17 protein-coding genes are annotated in these 19,847 nt (G+C 29.1%); 1 reads left to right on the top strand and 16 read right to left on the bottom strand.

What is annotated here, in order from left to right; genetic code table 11:
• Positions 1–59: 59 nt before the first annotated feature.
• The 7 genes from E5347_RS08635 to E5347_RS08605 all read right to left on the bottom strand — a co-directional run bounded on the left by E5347_RS08635 (position 60) and on the right by E5347_RS08605 (position 9,296).
• On the bottom strand, positions 60–935 hold the full coding sequence (locus E5347_RS08635) for a MurR/RpiR family transcriptional regulator (RefSeq protein WP_136006450.1): 876 nt from the start codon (positions 933–935) through the stop codon (positions 60–62).
• Positions 936–958: 23 nt separating this feature from the next.
• Positions 959–2,035: a DUF871 domain-containing protein gene (locus E5347_RS08630; protein WP_136006447.1), complete on the bottom strand. Its 1,077-nt coding sequence runs from the start codon at positions 2,033–2,035 to the stop codon at positions 959–961.
• 515 nt (positions 2,036–2,550) lie between these two features.
• On the bottom strand, positions 2,551–3,912 hold the full coding sequence (locus E5347_RS08625; protein ID WP_136006445.1) for a PTS transporter subunit EIIC: 1,362 nt from the start codon (positions 3,910–3,912) through the stop codon (positions 2,551–2,553).
• A gap of 24 nt (positions 3,913–3,936) precedes the next feature.
• Positions 3,937–4,842 (bottom strand): N-acetylmuramic acid 6-phosphate etherase, encoded by a 906-nt coding sequence (murQ, locus tag E5347_RS08620; protein ID WP_136006443.1) that lies wholly within the window; start codon positions 4,840–4,842, stop codon positions 3,937–3,939.
• A gap of 714 nt (positions 4,843–5,556) precedes the next feature.
• The gene (locus E5347_RS08615; RefSeq protein WP_136006441.1) at positions 5,557–6,852 is read right to left on the bottom strand and encodes a M18 family aminopeptidase; all 1,296 of its coding nucleotides are present in this window, start codon (positions 6,850–6,852) and stop codon (positions 5,557–5,559) included.
• Positions 6,853–7,438: 586 nt separating this feature from the next.
• Complete coding sequence (locus tag E5347_RS08610; RefSeq protein ID WP_136006439.1) at positions 7,439–8,752, bottom strand: DUF4179 domain-containing protein; 1,314 nt, start codon at positions 8,750–8,752, stop codon at positions 7,439–7,441.
• A gap of 4 nt (positions 8,753–8,756) precedes the next feature.
• Positions 8,757–9,296 carry a sigma-70 family RNA polymerase sigma factor gene (locus tag E5347_RS08605; RefSeq protein ID WP_136006437.1) on the bottom strand — a complete coding sequence of 180 codons (540 nt, stop codon included), beginning with the start codon at positions 9,294–9,296 and terminating at the stop codon, positions 8,757–8,759.
• A gap of 266 nt (positions 9,297–9,562) precedes the next feature.
• On the opposite strand from E5347_RS08605, the gene E5347_RS08600 reads away from it, so the two are divergent.
• On the top strand, positions 9,563–10,741 hold the full coding sequence (locus E5347_RS08600; RefSeq protein ID WP_136006435.1) for a cation diffusion facilitator family transporter: 1,179 nt from the start codon (positions 9,563–9,565) through the stop codon (positions 10,739–10,741).
• Positions 10,742–10,983: 242 nt separating this feature from the next.
• On the opposite strand, the gene E5347_RS08595 is transcribed toward E5347_RS08600, so the two are convergent.
• The 9 genes from E5347_RS08595 to E5347_RS08555 form a co-directional block, all read right to left on the bottom strand.
• The gene (locus E5347_RS08595; protein ID WP_136006433.1) at positions 10,984–11,949 is read right to left on the bottom strand and encodes an N-acetylglucosamine kinase; all 966 of its coding nucleotides are present in this window, start codon (positions 11,947–11,949) and stop codon (positions 10,984–10,986) included.
• 10 nt (positions 11,950–11,959) lie between these two features.
• Entirely contained in the window at positions 11,960–13,054 is a 1,095-nt protein-coding gene (locus tag E5347_RS08590) for a DUF871 domain-containing protein (RefSeq protein ID WP_136006431.1), read from the bottom strand.
• A 63-nt stretch (positions 13,055–13,117) separates the two neighbouring features.
• On the bottom strand, positions 13,118–14,488 hold the full coding sequence (locus tag E5347_RS08585; protein ID WP_136006430.1) for a PTS sugar transporter subunit IIC: 1,371 nt from the start codon (positions 14,486–14,488) through the stop codon (positions 13,118–13,120).
• 71 nt (positions 14,489–14,559) lie between these two features.
• On the bottom strand, positions 14,560–14,868 hold the full coding sequence (locus E5347_RS08580; RefSeq protein ID WP_136006428.1) for a PTS sugar transporter subunit IIB: 309 nt from the start codon (positions 14,866–14,868) through the stop codon (positions 14,560–14,562).
• Positions 14,869–14,926: 58 nt separating this feature from the next.
• Entirely contained in the window at positions 14,927–15,259 is a 333-nt protein-coding gene (locus tag E5347_RS08575; RefSeq protein ID WP_136006426.1) for a hypothetical protein, read from the bottom strand.
• 30 nt (positions 15,260–15,289) lie between these two features.
• Positions 15,290–15,607 (bottom strand): PTS lactose/cellobiose transporter subunit IIA, encoded by a 318-nt coding sequence (locus E5347_RS08570; RefSeq protein WP_136006424.1) that lies wholly within the window; start codon positions 15,605–15,607, stop codon positions 15,290–15,292.
• 462 nt (positions 15,608–16,069) lie between these two features.
• Positions 16,070–16,276: a helix-turn-helix domain-containing protein gene (locus E5347_RS08565; protein ID WP_136006422.1), complete on the bottom strand. Its 207-nt coding sequence runs from the start codon at positions 16,274–16,276 to the stop codon at positions 16,070–16,072.
• A gap of 11 nt (positions 16,277–16,287) precedes the next feature.
• Positions 16,288–16,770: a DUF2975 domain-containing protein gene (locus E5347_RS08560; RefSeq protein WP_136006421.1), complete on the bottom strand. Its 483-nt coding sequence runs from the start codon at positions 16,768–16,770 to the stop codon at positions 16,288–16,290.
• Between the two features lie 305 nt (positions 16,771–17,075).
• Positions 17,076–19,847: exo-beta-N-acetylmuramidase NamZ domain-containing protein (locus tag E5347_RS08555; RefSeq protein WP_136006419.1), on the bottom strand; the 2,772-nt coding region annotated here is incomplete at its 5' end.

Raw genomic sequence — 19,847 nt, 5'->3', positions numbered from 1 at the left:
CTCTTTAACTCTAAAACTCCATTTGAAGTTTTTTCCTTAATTCTGAACTCTTCATTATTTTATAGTTTCATATAATCATATTTCTTATCTTTAACTTTAAAATCTTCTACTGCTTTTCTTGTTACCCTTAATTTATCTTCAACTTCTTTTAAGTTTGTTCTAGCCATACCTAAAAACAGCATATCTATTATTGCTAGCTGAGATATTCTAGAGCTCATAGCTCCTTCTCTTAAAGATTTTTCTACAAAAGGAACTCTTAATACTATGTCTGATAAATTTGCTAAAGTATTATCTATACTCGCCTTAGTTATAGAAATAACTTTAACACCTTCCATTCTTGCATTTTCAACGCACTTTAAAACTTCCTTTGTTTCTCCTGAATATGAAATAGCTACAGCCACATCACCCTTTTCCATAAGAGCTGATGATGTTAATTGAAGGTGAGTATCATTATGGGCTATGCATCTTTTATTAATTCTACTTAATTTGTAGTAAAAATCCATCCCAACTAAACTAGAAACACCAACGCTATATATATAAATATTCTTAGCTTCATTTAATGCTTCTATTGCTTTTTCTAATTCTTCTTCTTTTAAAACTCCTAATGTTTGATTCATTATAGAATCTATAGAACTTTTAACTCCCCTTATTATATTAGTTGTAGATAAATTACTATGAAGATATTCAAAATCCTCACTATCATCATCACTTTGAAGATTTACAGATAGCTGAAGCTTCATTTCATTTAAAGATTCAAAGCCTATCTTCTTAGAAAATCTAACTACTGTTGGAGCAGAAGTATTAGTAGCATCACCTATGTCTTTAGCTGACATGCCTATAATGCTTTTCTTATTATTTAATAAGTATTCTGCTATAAGCTTTTCACTTTCAGTAAAACTATCAAAATTTTGCTTAATATACTGGAAAACATTCATATATACCCCCGCCATCCTTTATCTTATTTGGCAATATTAAAGTGAAATTTTTTACCACCCTTAATATATTTTAATAAATAAAAATCCTTTTGTAAAATAGAAGCTACAACATTTGTTCTACTATCAGCAACATCGTCAACTTTTAGTATTTGAAGTTCTCCCATGTATCTTAAATAATCCTTATTATCTATAGTAATATCCCCAATTTTCTTATCTATAGCATTGAAAGGTTCAATTATATCTCTATTTAAAATTAATCTACTTTCACTTGCTCTTATTGCATCTCTAGCTTCATCTGTTCTAGCAGAATACACTTCTCCTAATAATCTTAATATAACTTTATCATCTGTCTTTGCTTCTATATTAAGCTCAATAACATTAGGATCTAATGAAGATAAATCTTCTAATTCCTTTAAGCTTGGAAGAGAATCTCCTATAAATACAGATTCATTTCCTAATGCAAATAAATGATTAGCAGCTTCTCTAACTTCTAATCCTCTATGATCCTCTAGAGTTGGAAGACCATCCTTAAGAGGACTTCTTTTTCTATTATTAGATTGTACAAAAGCACAAGCTTTAATTCCTCTACTCTTTAATAAAGTATTTTTCTCAATCATGCACTCTTCAGAAATACCTGTGCCTATTCTAGGATAAAAATTATGAAGAGCATCTATATTTTCATAATTAGGTGAGAAACTATCTAATCTTTCAAAAAACTCTTCTGTAATAGTAGAAGCATTTAATTGAATCTTTATTCCATAAGTATTTTTACTCATAATAGAAATTTCTTCTTCAGTATAACCAAAGTCAATTCTAATTGTCTTAACTCCCATATTATGAAGACCTTCTAAATCCATATTCTCTAAATCTAAAAACTTAAAGGTATTTGGAGAAATATCACTTATAATATCCATATCATAATTCTTAGCTAAATCAAAAAACTCCCTAACTTCTACCTTAAGCACATCATAATTAGCCTCAGGAATATGTAAAGACGTAAAAATTCTAGTAAAACCTAATCTATGTGCATCCTTTAATAATTGAATATTTTCTTCCTTTGTATTATCTAAACCAAAATAAACCGAAAAACCAAAACTCATAACATCACTTCCTTATTTATTTAAAAATTATATATAAATACCTCTTTGCTCCGTCGTAAACTCCAAGTCGCCAGAGGCATTTATATATAATTTTTCTCTAATTACAAAGTGGTTTCTGCTTCGAACTACTGAAGGTAAAAATTCAACAAGTTGAATTTCCTTTATTTAAATTTGTATTTTTAACTATTATGTATAGCTCATCTTTTGTTCCGTCGCAAGCTCCAAGTCACCGAAACTACTTATATATAATTTTTTTTCCTAAAGATAGAGTTGTTCCTTCTTCACACTACTGAAGGTAGAAATTCAACAAGTTGAATTTCCTCAATCACTTTTTCATTCTTTCATTGTTTAATTTTTTAATTCCTTCATTAATTCTTTCATTTCTTAATTATAAAGCAAAATGTAGTTATAGGTAATTACCCATTACCTATAGTAACTTAGGCTTACCTATCAACTACACTTCTTACCTTAATATAAAAACTCCAATTTAAGGGGATGGAATTTTTAATTGTTCATTATTCCACTGGGTCTTCGAATCCAAGTAATTCAGTGAATAAGTATCCTGCTACATATGATGCTAAAACACCTATTAAGAATACGAACATCTTTCCATCTGCTATTAGTAATGCTAGTGGTAATCCTGATACTCCAATAGCAACTGATCCAACTTTGAAGAATGCCATAACAGCTCCACCAACTCCAGCTCCTAAGCAAGCTCCAAGGAAAGGTTTTCCTAGTGGTAATGTTATACCGTAAATTAGAGGTTCTCCAATTCCTAAGAATCCTGGTACTAATCCATTCTTAGCTGTTTTCTTTAATCTTTCATTCTTAGTTCTTCTAAGAACTGCAATAGTTGCTCCTACTTGAGCCATACCTGCTGTTGCAAGTATTGGAAGTAATACTGTAAATCCTACATTAGCAATTAAATCTGTATGGATTGGAGTTAATGCTTGGTGCATTCCAGTCATAACTAATGGTAGGAATAAAGCACCTGAAACAGCTCCTGAAAGAACTGAAACAATCATATTATCTGATGCTATAGTTTGAGCTACAATTGTTCCTATTGAGTCAGATATAAATCCACCAACTGGTTGAAGTACGAATAATGCCGCTAAAACTGATATAGTTAAAGTTACTAATGGAGTAACAAATAAATCTAATACATCTGGCACGAATTTTCTACATGCCTTTTCAATATAAACTGATAAAACTACTACTAAAATAACTGAAATAATTCCGCCACGGCCTGGAGTTAATGCTTTACCGAAAATAGTAATGTTAGCTAATGCTGCTGATGATAAGATTCCACCAAGAACCCCACCCATCATAGGCATTTCAGAACCAAACTCTTTAGCTGCATTTACACCAACTAAAATTGAAAGAATTGAAAATACACCGTTACCTATAAGACCGATAATTTGTGCTGCTGTAGTTGTTTTGTAAGCATCACCAAATTGAACTCCACAAATATTATTTACTGCAAGTACTAATCCACATGCAACGAATAATGGAATTAATGGAATAAATACATTTCCTAATTTCTTTAATATATTTTTAAATTTAGTATCATTTTTTTCTTTTAATTTTTCCTTAGTTGCCTTAATAGCATCTTCACCTATAAGTACTTTTTTACCAACTAATTTACTAACTTCTGCTGTAACCTTATTTACTTTTCCTGGTCCATATATTACTTGAAGTTGTCCATCTGCATTTACTACTCCTAAAGCACCTTCTGACTTTTTAATAGCTTCAATATCAGCTTTAGAGTAATCAAAAAGTTCCATTCTACAACGAGTCATACAGTTAGCAACAGATTTTATATTATCTTTTCCACCAACTAACTCAACTAAATTTTTAGCAATTTCTAAATTTGTCATAGCTTATTCCTCCATTTAATTTAATTAAATATTTTTAAGTGCTTCTGCTATATAGCCCTTGTTTTTTTCAAGAACCTTTCTAGCTTCTTCTTTTTCTAACTTTGACAGAATCATAAATATTGAAAGCTTAACATCAGAGTTTGTTTCTTCTAAGTACTTTCTTGCTTCTTCCCTAGTTACTCCTGTTGCTTCGCAAACTATTTTCTTTGCTCTTTCAACAAGCTTTTCATTTGTTGCTCTTACATCAACCATTAAGTTTCCATATACCTTACCAAGTTTAATCATAGCTCCTGTTGATAACATATTTAAAACTAATTTTTGTGCAGTACCTGATTTTAATCTAGTAGATCCTGTTACAACTTCTGGTCCAACAACTGGCGCTATTGAAATCTTCGCAGCTTTTGAAACTTCTGAATCTGCGTTACAAGTAACTGATATAGTCATTGCTCCAACTTCATTTGCATATTCTAATCCACCTATTACATAAGGCGTTCTTCCTGAAGCTGCTAGTCCAACAATAATATCATTTTCAGTTATTTTCTTATTCTTTAAATCTTCAAGAGCTAATTCTTTTGAATCTTCTGCTCCTTCTTTAGCTCTAAAGATTGCCTCATGACCACCAGCAATAACTCCTTGTACTAACTCTTCTGAAACACCATAAGTTGGTGGACATTCTGACGCATCTAAGATACCTAATCTTCCTGAAGTTCCAGCACCAATGTATATTAGTCTTCCCCCCTTGTTCATTCTTATAGCAATTTCATCTATAGCTTCTGCAATTCTAGGTAATTCTGCTTCTACTGCTTCTGCTACTTTTTTATCCTCATTATTAATCATTTTTACCATTTCTAATGTAGAAACCTTATCTATATTTAATGTATTTTGATTTCTACTTTCTGTCGTTAATTTTTCTAAATCTATTTTCTTCATATAATACCTCCGAATTTTTCAAGCATGTAAATCGTTTACTACGATATTATAATAACATGTATGAAATATAATTTCAATAGGTTTTTAAAATAAAATAAATAATATTTCATATTATTTAATATATTTATGACTTATCGTTTCACAATTCAAGGTAATTATGTTGCTCAAAACGGTTTCTATACTATTTTATATGTTTTTTTATTTCAATGTGTGAAACAAAATTTCAAATATATCAAAATAAAAAAAGATTAATGTCTTATCTACAAAAACATTAACCTTTTAAATTGATAATTATAATAAATTGAGCAGGAGTTTTTAACATATTATGCTCGGACTCCGTCGCAAGCTCCAAGTCGTCTTACGCACAATATGTTAAAAATTCCTTGAATAATTTAAACCTGTAGATTCAAGCCTACCGAAGGAAGAAATTCAGACGAGCTGAATTTCAATAAAAAGTGTGATAGCCTAAAATATTTTAAATGCTGAATTACTAGCAAAGATAAATGGACGGTGAAGTAAGCATATGGCGAAAACTAGAAGTTCTTGGTGAAGTAAAAGCTACTAGGCCTTAGAGTTGTTGGTTTGTCTGAGCGCATGCGAGTTTTACCAAAACTCTTGGCATAGTAGTTTTTACGAGCCTTAGAACTTATTTTTGTAGCCATTTGTCTTATGAGCCGTCCATTTATCTTTGCGGTTATATTCGCATTTTAAAAATTATGCGTTAAAGAATTCAGTAAATAATTTTACGCTATAAACATTATCTATTACTGTTGCAAGTTCTCTAATTGAGTGCATTGATAATAGTGGTGCACCCATATCCATAACTGGAATAGTTAATAATGAAGATGTTATTGGACCTATAGTTGTTCCACCTCTAACATCTGATCTATTAAAGAACTTTTGATATGGAACATTTGCAGCACTGCAAAGTCCTTCAAATATTGCAGCATTGTAGCTATCTGTGCTATAGCTTCCAGATGCAGCTGTTTTTAAAACTGGTCCATTTCCTAGAACTGGCCTATTAGTTGGATCATGTTTTTCTTCAGCATTTGGATGAACTGCATGAGCTAAGTCTGCTGATATCATAATTGAATTAGCTAAAGCTCTGTGTAATTCTTCTCTATCTTTTCCTAAAGCTAATGCTATTCTTTCTAATATATTTAATAGAAGTGCTGAATTTGCTCCTTGAGGAGTTAAGCTTCCTATTTCTTCATTATCCATACAAACCATAACCTTAGTTGACTTGTTAGATTTACTATCAATTAAAGCTTTTATCCCAGCATAAACCATCCACATATCGTCTAGTCTTCCAGCTGATATAAATTCTTCATTAATTCCAGTTAATGATCCTTTTTCTATTTCATATAATCCTAAATCAAAACCTAGAATACTTTCTGCCTCTACATTTAATTCTTTTGCTATAGCATTTACTAAATAATTGTTCTTCTCAAACTTTTCATTAATTAATGCTAATAAAGGTAATGCATCTTTTTGCTTATTTACTGCAAAACCTTCATTTACAGATCTATTCATATGAATTGCAACACTTGGGATAATTAATAAAGGCTTATTGATATTTACAAGCTTTACTTCTGGTTTTAAAGGTGACTTTCCTTTTAAAGAAACCTTACCTGCTATACCTAAAGGTCTATCAAACCAAGTATATAAAAGAGGTCCTCCATAAACTTCAGTGTTAAGCTTTAAGTATTTTCCTTCAGCAACCATTTCAGGATTTGCTTTAATTCTAAATCCAGGTGAATCTGTATGTGCTCCTATAAGCTTAAATCCATCTTCCTCTAACTCTCCATTACCCACTGTAAAAGCTATAAGAGCTGAGTCATTTTTTATAACATAATACTTACCATCTTTTTGTAGGTCCCATTTATCACTTTCTTTTACTTCACTAAATCCATTTGAATCTAATCTTTCTTTTACAGTCTTTACAGAATGATATGCTGTTGGACTTGTATATAAGAAATCAATTAAATCTAAGGCTAATTCTTTTTCCATAGTTCTCCTCCTAAATATTACTTTTATATAAGTCAGCATAAGTATTGTTTCTTTAATTAATTTATCCCATGGCTACCATTGCTAACACTCCCACCTTCTATAAGTGTGGCTAATCCCTGCTACGCACCTGGATTAGTTCTTCTAACCTTAATATAGAGTACGGTATTCCTGTACTCTGTAAAAGTGATTCACACAAAATACAAGATTTTGGTTCTCTACTTTTTAAGAAAACTCCACCTTAAGATAAAAATCACTTTATACTTAATACTAATAATATTTACTTATTAACATTATTTTAGCAACTTATATTAAAAATAATTAAAAATTTTGATAAGTTTATTATACCATAAATTCCATTTAAATTGATTTCAATTAAATATTTAAAAATGAAATAACTTTTTAATTATATTTCAATAAGTTATCAAACCTCATTTATATCCTGTTTATTATCTTCTAAAACTATTATCAAAATATCTTACTACTAAAATAAAAATCCATGCACCCATTAATTATAGCTGCATGGCTCATAAAATATATTAATAAAAAAACATCAAGTTCAATCACTTCTTTTATTTCTAATTAGCTATTACTTTATTTTAATTTCCTTAAAATCCTCAATATTCCCTTGTCTCCAATGGTTATTAAAGTTTACTTTTAATGCTTCCTGATTATTTACAACATTAAACTCAATTATATAATTATTATCCTCTTCTTTATACATTGTTCCATACCAAATATTATTTATCACATCAGAATCCTCATATAATGTAACCTTAGTAAGAAGATCTATAGGAAGTATATCTCCTTCAATATGAAGTTTTACTTTACTTGACTCTCTTTCAGCTTTATTAATTTTATATTTATTATTTGAATTCGTAATTATTTCTTTTGGATATGTTATTCCATTCTCCTCTTTCCAAATAGTATCTTTTTCAAGTTGAGTCTTTTCAAATTCTTCTTCTGTTAAACCAGTATATATAACACTTATATTTTCAGCTTCATTTATCTCTGAATATTTTAAAGTTTTAAACTCTATCATTGATTCACTTTCTGATGAAGACATACTTGTTCCACTATGATATCTACCATCAACTTTTATAATAAAAGCATTGATCAAACCTTTAGAACCTACATCTTTAATATTCACAAATAAATTTGATTCTATAATTGATGATGTAATGAATTTTATATCCATGCCTTCTGACGACTTATTAATTTCAAGTCTATCAACATCTCTAAAGGCTGATGTAAAATCTGCATTTATATCAAAGTTGATATTTAACTCTTCTTCAAATTCTTTGTTTAATTTAATCACATTAATAGATATATCACTTTTTTCTGGAAATAACCCTTCATTGTTGTCTGCTTCATTTATAATTAAACAATTATAATCATCTATATATTGAGTTGAAATTTGCCCTGAAGCTGAAGACATCCCCATCTTCTCTAAATTTATCCCAACATTCAAATGATCTTCTGCATCTTTTGAAAAAGGAGTAGGGCTCTGTATTTTTACTGCAACTATCATTGTATTTGGTGTTGCTATCATTTCTTCTATAGTAACTTTAAAACCATTTTCTTCTTTAGTTGTTCCAATGAATTTTTTATAATCCTCAAAATCATCAAAAATCCCTATTTTTTTATATAGCTCTGATAAAATAGAATTACTTTTAGCTATTACAGGAGTACTTATTACTGCAAGTGAAAAAATTCCTATCATTATTGATGCAGCAATTTTAAATTTTTTAGATTTTCTATGACGAATTGTTGATTTTACTTTTTTCCTTACCCTTTCCTTTACTATATCTGGCATATACATTTCACTAGTTTCAATATCGTTAATTTCATTGTTATCAAGCTCTAAGTTATCTATATTCTCTAAAAGTTCTCTTGGATTCATACCCTCACTCCCCTATATTAAATTTATTTTGTAATTTTTTTCTTCCCCTAAATATTCTTAAGTTTATAAATTTATCTGTTAATCCCATTTTTTCACCTATTTCTTTACTGGGTTGATCCAAATAAAATTTCCTTAAAAATATTTCTTTATCTATATCATTCATACTTTCAATTTCTTTAGTAACCTCCTTTAACTTTGCCTTATTTTCCATCTTTTTATCAAAAGAATATTCTTCAGACAAATCCATATCTTCAATATTTAATTTACTGAAATGTTTAATTTCCTTTCTATGAATATCTATTGCTGTATTTTTAGTTATTGCTATTATCCAAGGGTAAAACATTTCTTTTTCTCTATTAAAATATTTTGCATTATCCCATATTTTAAGTAGAACATCATTTAAGCATTCTTCACTTAACTCACTGCTTTTTAGTACACCATATGCTACACTAAAAATTCTTTTTGAATAAGTATCAATAACATAATCTAAAGCTGCCATATCCCTTTTCTTCAGATAGACTATAAAGTTTTCACTATCAACCATAATTCCCTCCCATAAAATAATTTAACTTTCATATATACTAACGTAATTACTTTTAATAATATTTCACCAATTTAATATTTTCCTATTTTTTCAATTCTATTATAATTGAAACTGCTAAACTTTAGTATATAATAAGTTTATGGTGCTATATATAATTGCAAATGAATACTTTTTAAAACTTAAATAAGACTTTTTATAATAATTATATTTAATAAATATTTAAATATAGTATATTTAGAAATACTAAAATAGATAGGAGTGATTAAATGATTTCGAAGTTTCTTGTAAATACTTTTGTAAAAAATAATGAAAATATTAAAGATCCCAAAGTCCGTAATAATTATGGAAACTTAGGTGGAATCGTAGGAATTATAATTAATTTTATATTATTCTTAATTAAATTCTTTGTAGGAATGTTTGTTGGATCTATTGCAATATCTGCAGATGCATTTAATAATTTATCTGATGCTGGATCATCAGTTATCACAATAATAGGATTTAAAATGGCTAATAAACCAGCTGATGCTGAACATCCTTTTGGACATGGTAGAATTGAATATTTATCTGCACTTATAGTTGCATTTTTAGTAATGCTAGTTGGAGTTCAATTTATAAAATCATCAATTGAGAGAATATTTAACCCAACAGTAGTAACTTTTGAATTAGTTCCTTTTATACTTTTACTAATATCAATAGGTTTTAAAGTTTGGTTATCTACTTTTAATAAATATATAGGAAATAAAATAAATTCATCAGCATTAAAAGCTGCTGCAGCAGATTCTTTAGGGGATGTATTTACTTCAAGTACAGTTGTAATATCATTTTTAATATCTAAGTTTACAACCTTCCCAATAGATGGATATATAGGTGTATTTGTTGCTTTAGCAATTTTATATGCAGGTTTTGGTTTAGTAAAAGAAACTCTTAATCCACTACTAGGAGAAGCTCCAGACCCTGAACTCGTTAATGATATATGTGAGAAGGTACTTTCTTACCCACTTATTTCAGGAGTTCATGATTTAATAGTACATAACTATGGACCTGGAAGAATTATAGCTTCCTTACATGCTGAAATACCTTCAGATATCGATATTATGGAAATTCATAATACTATAGATATAGCCGAAAGAGAAGTTTCTAGAGATTTAAACATCCATTTAGTAATTCATATGGACCCAATTTGTGTTATAACTGATGAAATTAAAGAAGCTTGGGATTGTGTAGAGAAAATATTAAGAAGATATCCTGAAATTAAATCAATGCATGATTTTAGAATAGTTGGCGAAGGAGATTATAAGAACTTAATTTTTGATATTGTCGTATCACCATCCTCTTCTAAAAATAGTAAAAAACAAGATAAAATGCTTGAGGATATAAAGAACTCAATTAGAGAAGAGCATCCACAATATAACTGTGTTATAACTTTAGATTACGACTATATGTAAAATAAAAATATCACTTTTGGTTACTTCCATACTTTACAAGTTACCTTAAGTGATATTTTTTATATTAACTCTTAGCTCCCCATATATATTAGAATATTTAAGAGTAAATATTTAGCTAAAGCTTATTTTCTATCTTCTTCAAATCTAGAATTAATAATAGTCACTTATACTAGCATTAATAAAAACCCCTTAAATATATACTTATTTTTCATATAATTTATATTTAATTTCTATTACCTTAATTAAATACTAATATTTTTATTTAAAGATAAATTATCTATAAAACTATCACTACCTATATTTTTAGAAGCCTCAAAAGCAAGTAAGCATGCTCCAAGGTCTGGTGATAATATCGGTTCTACTAATTTAACATTATATTCTTTTAACATATTATTTAATGGATTAAGTATTAAATCTCCACTTTTGAAAACTCCACCTGAATATGAGACTTTCACCTGCTCATTTCTATAATTTTTTAATAAGGCTTTAATCATCTCTACAAGTTCAACAGCAGCTTCATTAAATATGGCTATAGCTCCTTCATCTCCTAATTTCGCTGCTTCTGAAGATAACTTAGCAAGCTTTGCTATTTCTATTCTGTCTCCCTTTATCTTATCATTTACATAAGATATTATTTCAGCATCCATGGTTAAGCCTAAATTAGTTTTTATTATCTCATATAATGGCCCCTTTTCTATTCTTCCATCACTTTCTTTACTAAATAACTCTATAGTTTTCTTTCCTATCCAATATGCAGAAGCCTCATCTCCTACAGAATATCCCCAGCCTCCACACCTTATTATTTCATTATTTTTCAATGCTAATGCTATTGAGCCTGTTCCAGCTACAATATTAATTCCATCTTCTCCTGCTAAGGCACCAGCTATTGCAACTCTTACATCACTACTTAAGTTATATTTAATTCCACTTAAAACTTTATCTACTACTTCAGATATTCCATCTGCAATTTCTTTTACAATTCCATATCCAGCAAGTCCTAAATGTACCCTTTCAATATCATCTTTATATATATTGCTATTATTTATTATTTCCTCCAAACCTTCTTTAAGAATTTTTTCTAGATTTATAAATCCTATTTGAATAGGATGGGATGGACCTTTAATAACTTTATTTATAATTTTTCCAGTCTCATCAATTAGAGTAAAACAAGTTTTAGTTCCACCACCATCAACACCTAAAAAATACATAACTGCCTCCTTATTTAACTAAGTTAAAATTAAATTTTTGCCATGGCTTAATATAATCTAATATAAATATTTCCTCTTCTTTAATATGACCTACAACATTGGACTTCCCACTATTTTTCATATCACTTAATGCAATTTGTAGTTCACCAGCATAATGGCCATACTCACTACTTTCAATTATTACATTCCCTCTTTTTATTATTTCTGGAGAATTAAATAACTTAAAATCATGACCCTTGTACTTAACTCTACTTTGAGTAGATCTTATTAAATTATCTGAAAAATCTCCTCTATTAAAGTGTTTTTCTTCAAATAATATCTTTTGCTCTATTTCATGTACCCCATTTTCAAGATGTAAATCGAAAGTTACCATATCCTTTCTCATTAAGCCTAACTTTTTCATTTCATCTTCACTTGGATAGCAATTAGAAATTATAATATCATTTATATTTCCCAAGGCTATAAGATGTTTAGCTTGTACTTCTATTGGCAACTCTCTATGAAGCTCTAAAGTTGGTAACCCATCTGCTACTGGCCAAGGCCCAAAAGTATCTTTATTCTGACTAGTTATAAAGGCTGCTGTTCTAAGTCCATATTTATTAAACCTTTCAGTACACTTTATAAAATGCTCAAAATTTAATCCACTATATCTATGTGGATAAAAATTATGGCATGCTATAAGATTATCTTTATTAGGCATATAATCTATTATTGTATCTATATAATTAGTGTTATTACTCATATTAATTTCAATCTTTAAATCTTCATCATTATAAGTCATTAAGGCTTCTGCTGATCCTGTAAAACCCATATCTAACCTTAATCCATCTGCTCCAATTTCCTTAAAAAACCTTAAATCCTTATAACTAATACCTAGATCATCAAAAACCTTAGGACTTACATCAACTATGATTTCAAAGTCCCTTTCTTTTGCATAATCATTTATCTTTTTAAACTTATTCCTTATATTTTCTCTTGTATCATTTACAGAAAGTAAACAGGAAAATATTCTACTAAAACCATATTTTCTTCCCATATCTATATAATTAAAAATTAATTCTTCTGTTGTTTTTTCTGGATATATTGATATTCCTAGCTTTCCCATATAATTCACCTCATATTTTAAATAAAGTGGTGAATTACTTCACCACTTTTTTAATTTTTATTACTATAGATTTTTGCTTCCACTTTCCACTAAATTTTCAGTTAAACTTTCACCTTGCTCTTCTCTTAATAGCTTTTTATCATACATTTTAACAAATGGATAGTAAATAACTACAGATATTAAAATACAAATTATATTTAATACTGCTGCCTTCCAATCTCCACCTGTTGCCATATAAGCTCCTATAGGTCCTGGTAATGTCCAAGGTGCTGTAAATATAACCTTTGATACCAATCCTACTGATGTGGCAAACCAGGCTAAGGTTCCAGTTACTAATGGAGTAATTATAAATGGAATAATTAATGTTGGATTTAAAACTACTGGAGCACCAAATATAATTGGTTCATTAATATTAAATATTGCTGGAACTAAAGCAACTCTACCTAATTGCTTACCATAACTTGATTTAGCAGATAATACTAAGGCTATAATTAAACCTATAGTACATCCTGATCCCCCTATCCAAATAAACCATTGGAAGAAAGGTTCTGCTGCTATTGCAGGTAAAGTCTTTCCTGCATCAAAAGCTACTTGGTTTTGATCTAATAAAACTAACCATAATGGTCTTGCTATAGATCCAACTATTGATACTCCATGAATACCAAAGGACCAGAAGAAGGTAACTAAAATTATTAGTATCCACACACTTGGTAATGTATCAGATGCTGATACTAAAGGAGTAACTAATTTGCCTACAAATCCATGCCAGTCAAATTTTGCATAATATGTTATTGAACCTACTAATAAAACTATAATTGCGGCTGGTGTTAAAGCTTCAAAACTTCTTGCAACAGATGCTGGAACTTGTTCAGGCATTGAAATCTTAAATCCACTCTTATTAGTTAATCTAAAGATTTCAACTGCTAGTATTGATAATAAAATACCAACAAACATTCCGCCTCCACCCATGTTAGCCATAGGCATTTGGAATCCTTGAGGTACTCCTTCATACCATTTCAATAAATCTGGATTTCCATTTACTATTTCTAATAATTCTGGTGTTAGTGCTGAAATACTCTTTGGAACAAGAGTTAAGAAAAATGCTGCTGCTGATAATGTTCCTCCAGTAACTCCATCTAGTTTATAGGATCTAGCTAAGCTATAGCCAATTCCCCAACAAGCATAAATGGTCATAATATACATTGTCATTCTATATGGTAGAACTATGGTGTTTGCATTAGCCTTTAGAGTTTTGTAAATCTCCCAAGTATCTGGTACTGGTGGATTTGCAATAATTAAGAAAATTGACCCAACAATAATTAATGGTAATGTAGCTATAATACCGTCACGCACAGCACGTAAATGACGTTGCTCTGCAAGCTTTGCCATAGGTGTAGATAATTTTTTGTCTAAAAAATCAGCAAAACTGTTCATAAATTTAATTTCCCCCTTTAAATAATATTAATAAAATAAATTGTTATTATATCGAAACTTACATAGACTAATTAGTTTTCTGCAAGTTCTTTAACTTGTTTAAATAGCTTTGGTCCCCCTAATGGACTATAGGCTCTAGGCTCAATTAAGGCACATGGTACATTAGCCTCATCTGCATATGCCTTTAAATAATCAAATCGATGTCTAACTTGTGGTGCTACCATTGCAACATCATAGCCTTCTCTAATTTCTTCTTCAAACTCTTGAGTGCTTACAGCCTTAACCTCCATTTCTACGCCTTGCTTTTCAGCTTCTTTCTTTAAAGCATTTACTGCTATGGCACTAGACATTCCTTGAGAACAAACAAATAATACCTTCATAATTAATACCTCCAAAAATAAAATATAATATAATTTTATAAAAACGTTTACTTAATAATTAAATGAAAAAATTTAAATATCTCCATAAATAGGACATTATTCCAAATGAAATTCCAAAAAATAAATAACTTAACCAAAAGCCTTTACATTTACCCTTTTTACTTTCAATAAAATATCTAGAATATGCTATTGCAAAGCTAGTAATAAAAGTATTTCCTATCATGATACTAAAATTAGAACTTACTCCAAATAAACTTAAGAGCCATGGAAAAATAATACTCCCACCTATTGCTCCAAATAAAATTACTAAAGCACTTTTATATCCAAAGGTTGGTATATCGTAATCTGTCCTTTTCGCTTGTAACTCAGTTACTGGAAAAACTTTTTTCATAATCTCTAACACCTCCTTTAAATGATTTTATTATTTTTCTGCGAGCTTCTTATGAAGCTTTATAATATGTTCTATTAAAGTCTTTGCTTCAATAGCTGTCATTAAATGATCTTGGGCATGTACAAAAAGCACTGATACTTCAGTTTTCTCCCCTCTTGCTTCTGCTTGAATTATATCTGTTTGTATCTTATGAGCTTCTTTTAAACACTCATCTGCCTCTTTTAATAATTCCTGAGCCTTCTCAAAATCTTCATTTTCAGCTGCCTCTAAAGCCTCATAAGCTAATCCCTTTGCAGTTCCACCTTGGCTTATTATCTCAAATATTATTACTTCCATATTATCTATCATAGTTTCACCTCCTAATATATTCCATAATATCTCATTTAAAATACTCTTTATATTATATTAACATCTATTGTATTTTATTTCAATATTTGTAAAATATTTTGAAATTTCGTTTTAGAAACCCTCTTTTTTTATTATTTCCATATTATTACCAGTATTATTTTATAGGGTTTAATATAAAATTTATCTAATATGTAAGATATTAATACTTTGTTAATTATAGAACACAGTCTATTAAACTATAATATTAAAATCTATAGAGTGAATCTAGTAATCTCTACAAAATAAAAAATAAGTATCTCATTCTCACCCCAATCTTAATTGAAGTTATTAAATGTGATACTTATTTTGCATAATAGTTTTCTATTTATCTTATTTAAAAATAATTTAGTTTCTCAGCAGTCTACAAAACCCCATTAGGAGTTTTTTCATCAATTCTCCATTATAAATTCTAATTATACATTATTAATCTTCTCTATATTCTAGAATATCTCCAGGCTGACAATCTAATGCCTTACAAATAGCTTCTAAAGTAGAAAATCTAACTGCCTTTGCTTTTCCATTTTTCAATATAGAAAGATTAGCCATTGTAATACCAACTCTTTCAGAAAGTTCTGTTACACTCATTTTTCTCTTTGCTAACATTACGTCAACATTTACTATAATTGCCATATTACTTCACCTCAAATTGTTAAATCATTTTCTGATTTTATATCAATAGCATCTTGTAGAAGCTTTTGAAGAAGGGCTGCAAATACTGATATAACAGCAGAAGCAAAGATACATACTAATACAATTAATATAATTCCTGGAGCATCATCTATTTCTGCTATAATGTATAAAAGTGGTGATAGCAATATATAAATAACACTAATTGTTATTGCACTAAATTTTATATTTTTTAAGGACTTTACAGATAATTCCGAGAAAGCATTACCTTTATCTATGTAAGTTAAAAGCTTAAAAGCTTGATATAATATTACAAAAAATGCTACAGCTGTTCCGTATAACCCTATTAATATTGGATACTTTAAATAATCTATCCAAGGGTATTGTCCTATTGCTTCTTTAGTAATCCAAGGTAAGCCAACTATACATAATGCAACAATTGGACTACCTATAAGAAATAAAGCTATTTTTAAAAATAGCGTTGATCCTTTTTTCATAATAAGCACCTCTTAAATTTTTTGTCTTTCTAATTTTAACACAAATTTTATTGTTAAACAATAAATCATTATTGACTTATGCAAAGGTCCTAAGATTCCAATTTTATAAATATAGATGATTTATGTAAATTGTTTTAACTTCTAATTAAAAATTGATAGCATAATCTTTTCTTTAATATAAATAAAAGAAGCTATAAAGGTAAATAAATTTAAATTTATCTACTGTTTATAGCTTCTTTTTTATTATAGAATATTGTTTATTTTAGAATAATAAAATGATATTTTAAAATTTTTCTTTACTAATTTTATTTACTACTTTCCACTTTATTAGACTTTTTTACTATAATTGATTTTCCAATATATATCATAAGGAGTGATGCAACAACTAATAATACTGAATTATTTACAGCACTACCTGTTTGAGGTAACTTATCTGAGTTGTTACTATTGTTATTTTCTGGATTATTTATGTCATTATCCCCTTCATTTCCACTATTGTTGCCATTATCATTACCATTTTCATTTCCGTTATTACCATTATTGCCATTTTCATTGCCATTATTGCCATTTTCATTGCCATTATTGTTGTTATTATCTTCATCATTTTCTATTATATTAACTTTTATTACCTTAGTAGTATTACCACCATTACTATCAGAAACACTATACTTAACTAAATATTCCCCAACTTTACTAGTATCTACAGTATTTTCTATAACTTCTATAGACTCGGTTAAATCTCCATCTTCTTCATCATAAGCTGTTACATCTTTTAATGGATCAAAGCTTTCATTTAATTTCAATGTCTTATCATCTGCAGTTATAGTAGGAAGCCCATTAATAGTTGATGCTGATACATATATTCTATATTTTTCTACTTCAGACTTGAATTCACTAGATTCTTTATCTACTATTGCAAATAACTCTTCTAATGTATATTTACCTTCTCTTACATAACTATTTCCTGTTAACTTGTCTATAAAATTAGTACTTAAATATTGGAACTTATCTGGATACATATCTCTAATTGTATATAACATAGCATAACCTGTCTTAACTGCGTTGAAGCTATCCCTATCTGTTACATATACTTGTACTCCACCACAAACTTGATTTTTTCCTGTTGGATAATTAGCAGTATCTGATGCTGAATATTTTGAGAATTGTGGTGTAAATGAAGCTGCTCTAAATTTTACTCCTGGTAATCCTAAAGAATTTAATTTATTAGCTAAATCTATAGGATTTATCCATGGTGCTCCAATTAATTCAAATGGTCTTGTTGTTCCTCTTCCTTCTGATACATTTGTACCTTCAAAGATACAAGTTCCTGTATATACTATTGCTGTATCTAAAGTTGGCATATTGGGTGAAGGCATAACCCATGTATCTAAGCCTGTTTCATCATAATACATATCTTGTGACCATCCACTCATTTTAACTACTTTTAAATCACAATTAATATTAAACTTATCATTAATATATTGTGCATATTCTCCAACAGTCAATCCATATCTTTGAACTATAGGATACATTCCTACAAAGGAACTAAACTCAGGATCAAGCAAGTTTCCTTGAACTTCACTTGATATAGGATTAGGTCTATCAAATACAACAAATGTTTTATTATTTTCTGCGCATGCTTCCATTGCATAAGCTAAAGTATTTATATATGTGTAGAATCTAGCTCCTACATCTTGCATATCATAAGCTAGTATATCAACATTTTCTAACATTTCTGGAGTTGGTTTTTTAGTTGATCCATATAAACTATGAACTGGAAGTCCAGTAATATTATCTACTTCATTACCAACATTATCTCCAGCTTGTGCATATCCTCTAATTCCATGTTCTGCTGCAAATAAAGTTGTTAGATTAGTTTTTTCATATAATACATCTATAGAGCTTTTAAAATTACTATCCATTCCAGATGGATTTGTTATTAGCCCTACTCTCTTATCTTTAAATATCTCTAAATTTTCTTCTATATTATCTATACCAAGTTTAATATTGCTAATATTTTCCCCATTATTATTTGATTCTTGGTAAATATAATACTTTTCTGTTTTCGCCTTAAAGTCACTAGATTCTTTATCTACTATTGCAAATAATTCTTCTAATGTATATTTACCTTCTCTTACATAACTATTACCTGTTATTTTATCTATAAAATTAGTGCTAAGGTATTGGAATTTATCTGGATACATATCTCTAATTGTATATAGCATTGCATATCCAGTTTTAACAGCATTAAATTCATCTCTATTAGTTACATATACTTGCACACCACCACAAACTTGGTTTTTACCAGTTGGATAGTTAGCAGTATCTGATGCTGAGTATTTTGAAAATGATGGTGTAAATGATGCAGGTCTAAACTTTACACCTGGTAATCCTAAAGAGTTTAATTTATTACTAAGATCCATAGGTTCAATCCAAGGAGCACCAATTAATTCAAAAGGTCTAGTAGTTCCTCTTCCTTCTGATACATTTGTTCCTTCAAAAACACAAGTACCGGTATAAACTATTGAAGTAGTTAGTGTAGGCATATTAGGAGATGGCATCACCCAGGTATTTAATCCTGTTTCATCGTAATACATATCACGAGTCCATCCTTCCATTTCAACAACTTCTAGCTTACAATTTATATTAAATTCTTCATTTATAAATTTAGCATATTCACCTACTGTCATTCCATACCTTTGAACTATAGGATACATACCAACAAAAGAACTAAATTCAGGATCAAGTAAATTCCCTTGTACATCTCCACCTATTGGGTTAGGTCTATCAAATACAACAAATGTTTTATCATTTTCAGCACACGCTTCCATCGCATAAGCTAAAGTATTTATATATGTGTAAAATCTAGCTCCCACATCTTGCATATCATAAGCTAGTATATCAACATTTTCGAGCATTTCTGGTGTTGGTTTTTTAGTTGATCCATAAAGACTATGAACTGGAAGTCCAGTAACCTCATCAACTTCATTTCCTACATTATCTCCCGCCTGTGCATTACCTCTAATTCCATGTTCTGCTGCAAATAAAGTTGTTAGATTAGTTTTTTCATATAATAC

The organism is Clostridium sartagoforme, assembly GCF_004794105.1.
GTDB lineage: Bacteria > Bacillota > Clostridia > Clostridiales > Clostridiaceae > Clostridium > Clostridium sartagoforme_B.
The sequence above is the reverse complement of the archived record's forward strand: the minus strand, read 5'-3'. Positions and strand labels throughout refer to the sequence as shown.

What these genes read in the sequence shown, in the direction of transcription:
- E5347_RS08565 (WP_136006422.1), bottom strand. Translation starts at nt 16,276, where the DNA reads ATGGCAATTATAGTAAATGTTGACGTAATGTTAGCAAAGAGAAAAATG.
- E5347_RS08585 (WP_136006430.1), bottom strand. Translation starts at nt 14,488, where the DNA reads ATGAACAGTTTTGCTGATTTTTTAGACAAAAAATTATCTACACCTATG.
- E5347_RS08625 (WP_136006445.1), bottom strand. Translation starts at nt 3,912, where the DNA reads ATGACAAATTTAGAAATTGCTAAAAATTTAGTTGAGTTAGTTGGTGGA.
- E5347_RS08570 (WP_136006424.1), bottom strand. Translation starts at nt 15,607, where the DNA reads ATGATAGATAATATGGAAGTAATAATATTTGAGATAATAAGCCAAGGT.
- E5347_RS08575 (WP_136006426.1), bottom strand. Translation starts at nt 15,259, where the DNA reads ATGAAAAAAGTTTTTCCAGTAACTGAGTTACAAGCGAAAAGGACAGAT.
- E5347_RS08580 (WP_136006428.1), bottom strand. Translation starts at nt 14,868, where the DNA reads ATGAAGGTATTATTTGTTTGTTCTCAAGGAATGTCTAGTGCCATAGCA.
- E5347_RS08615 (WP_136006441.1), bottom strand. Translation starts at nt 6,852, where the DNA reads ATGGAAAAAGAATTAGCCTTAGATTTAATTGATTTCTTATATACAAGT.
- E5347_RS08630 (WP_136006447.1), bottom strand. Translation starts at nt 2,035, where the DNA reads ATGAGTTTTGGTTTTTCGGTTTATTTTGGTTTAGATAATACAAAGGAA.
- E5347_RS08590 (WP_136006431.1), bottom strand. Translation starts at nt 13,054, where the DNA reads ATGGGAAAGCTAGGAATATCAATATATCCAGAAAAAACAACAGAAGAA.
- E5347_RS08610 (WP_136006439.1), bottom strand. Translation starts at nt 8,752, where the DNA reads ATGAATCCAAGAGAACTTTTAGAGAATATAGATAACTTAGAGCTTGAT.
- E5347_RS08560 (WP_136006421.1), bottom strand. Translation starts at nt 16,770, where the DNA reads ATGAAAAAAGGATCAACGCTATTTTTAAAAATAGCTTTATTTCTTATA.
- murQ (WP_136006443.1), bottom strand. Translation starts at nt 4,842, where the DNA reads ATGAAGAAAATAGATTTAGAAAAATTAACGACAGAAAGTAGAAATCAA.
- E5347_RS08605 (WP_136006437.1), bottom strand. Translation starts at nt 9,296, where the DNA reads ATGGTTGATAGTGAAAACTTTATAGTCTATCTGAAGAAAAGGGATATG.
- E5347_RS08635 (WP_136006450.1), bottom strand. Translation starts at nt 935, where the DNA reads ATGAATGTTTTCCAGTATATTAAGCAAAATTTTGATAGTTTTACTGAA.
- E5347_RS08595 (WP_136006433.1), bottom strand. Translation starts at nt 11,949, where the DNA reads ATGTATTTTTTAGGTGTTGATGGTGGTGGAACTAAAACTTGTTTTACT.
- E5347_RS08600 (WP_136006435.1), top strand. Translation starts at nt 9,563, where the DNA reads ATGATTTCGAAGTTTCTTGTAAATACTTTTGTAAAAAATAATGAAAAT.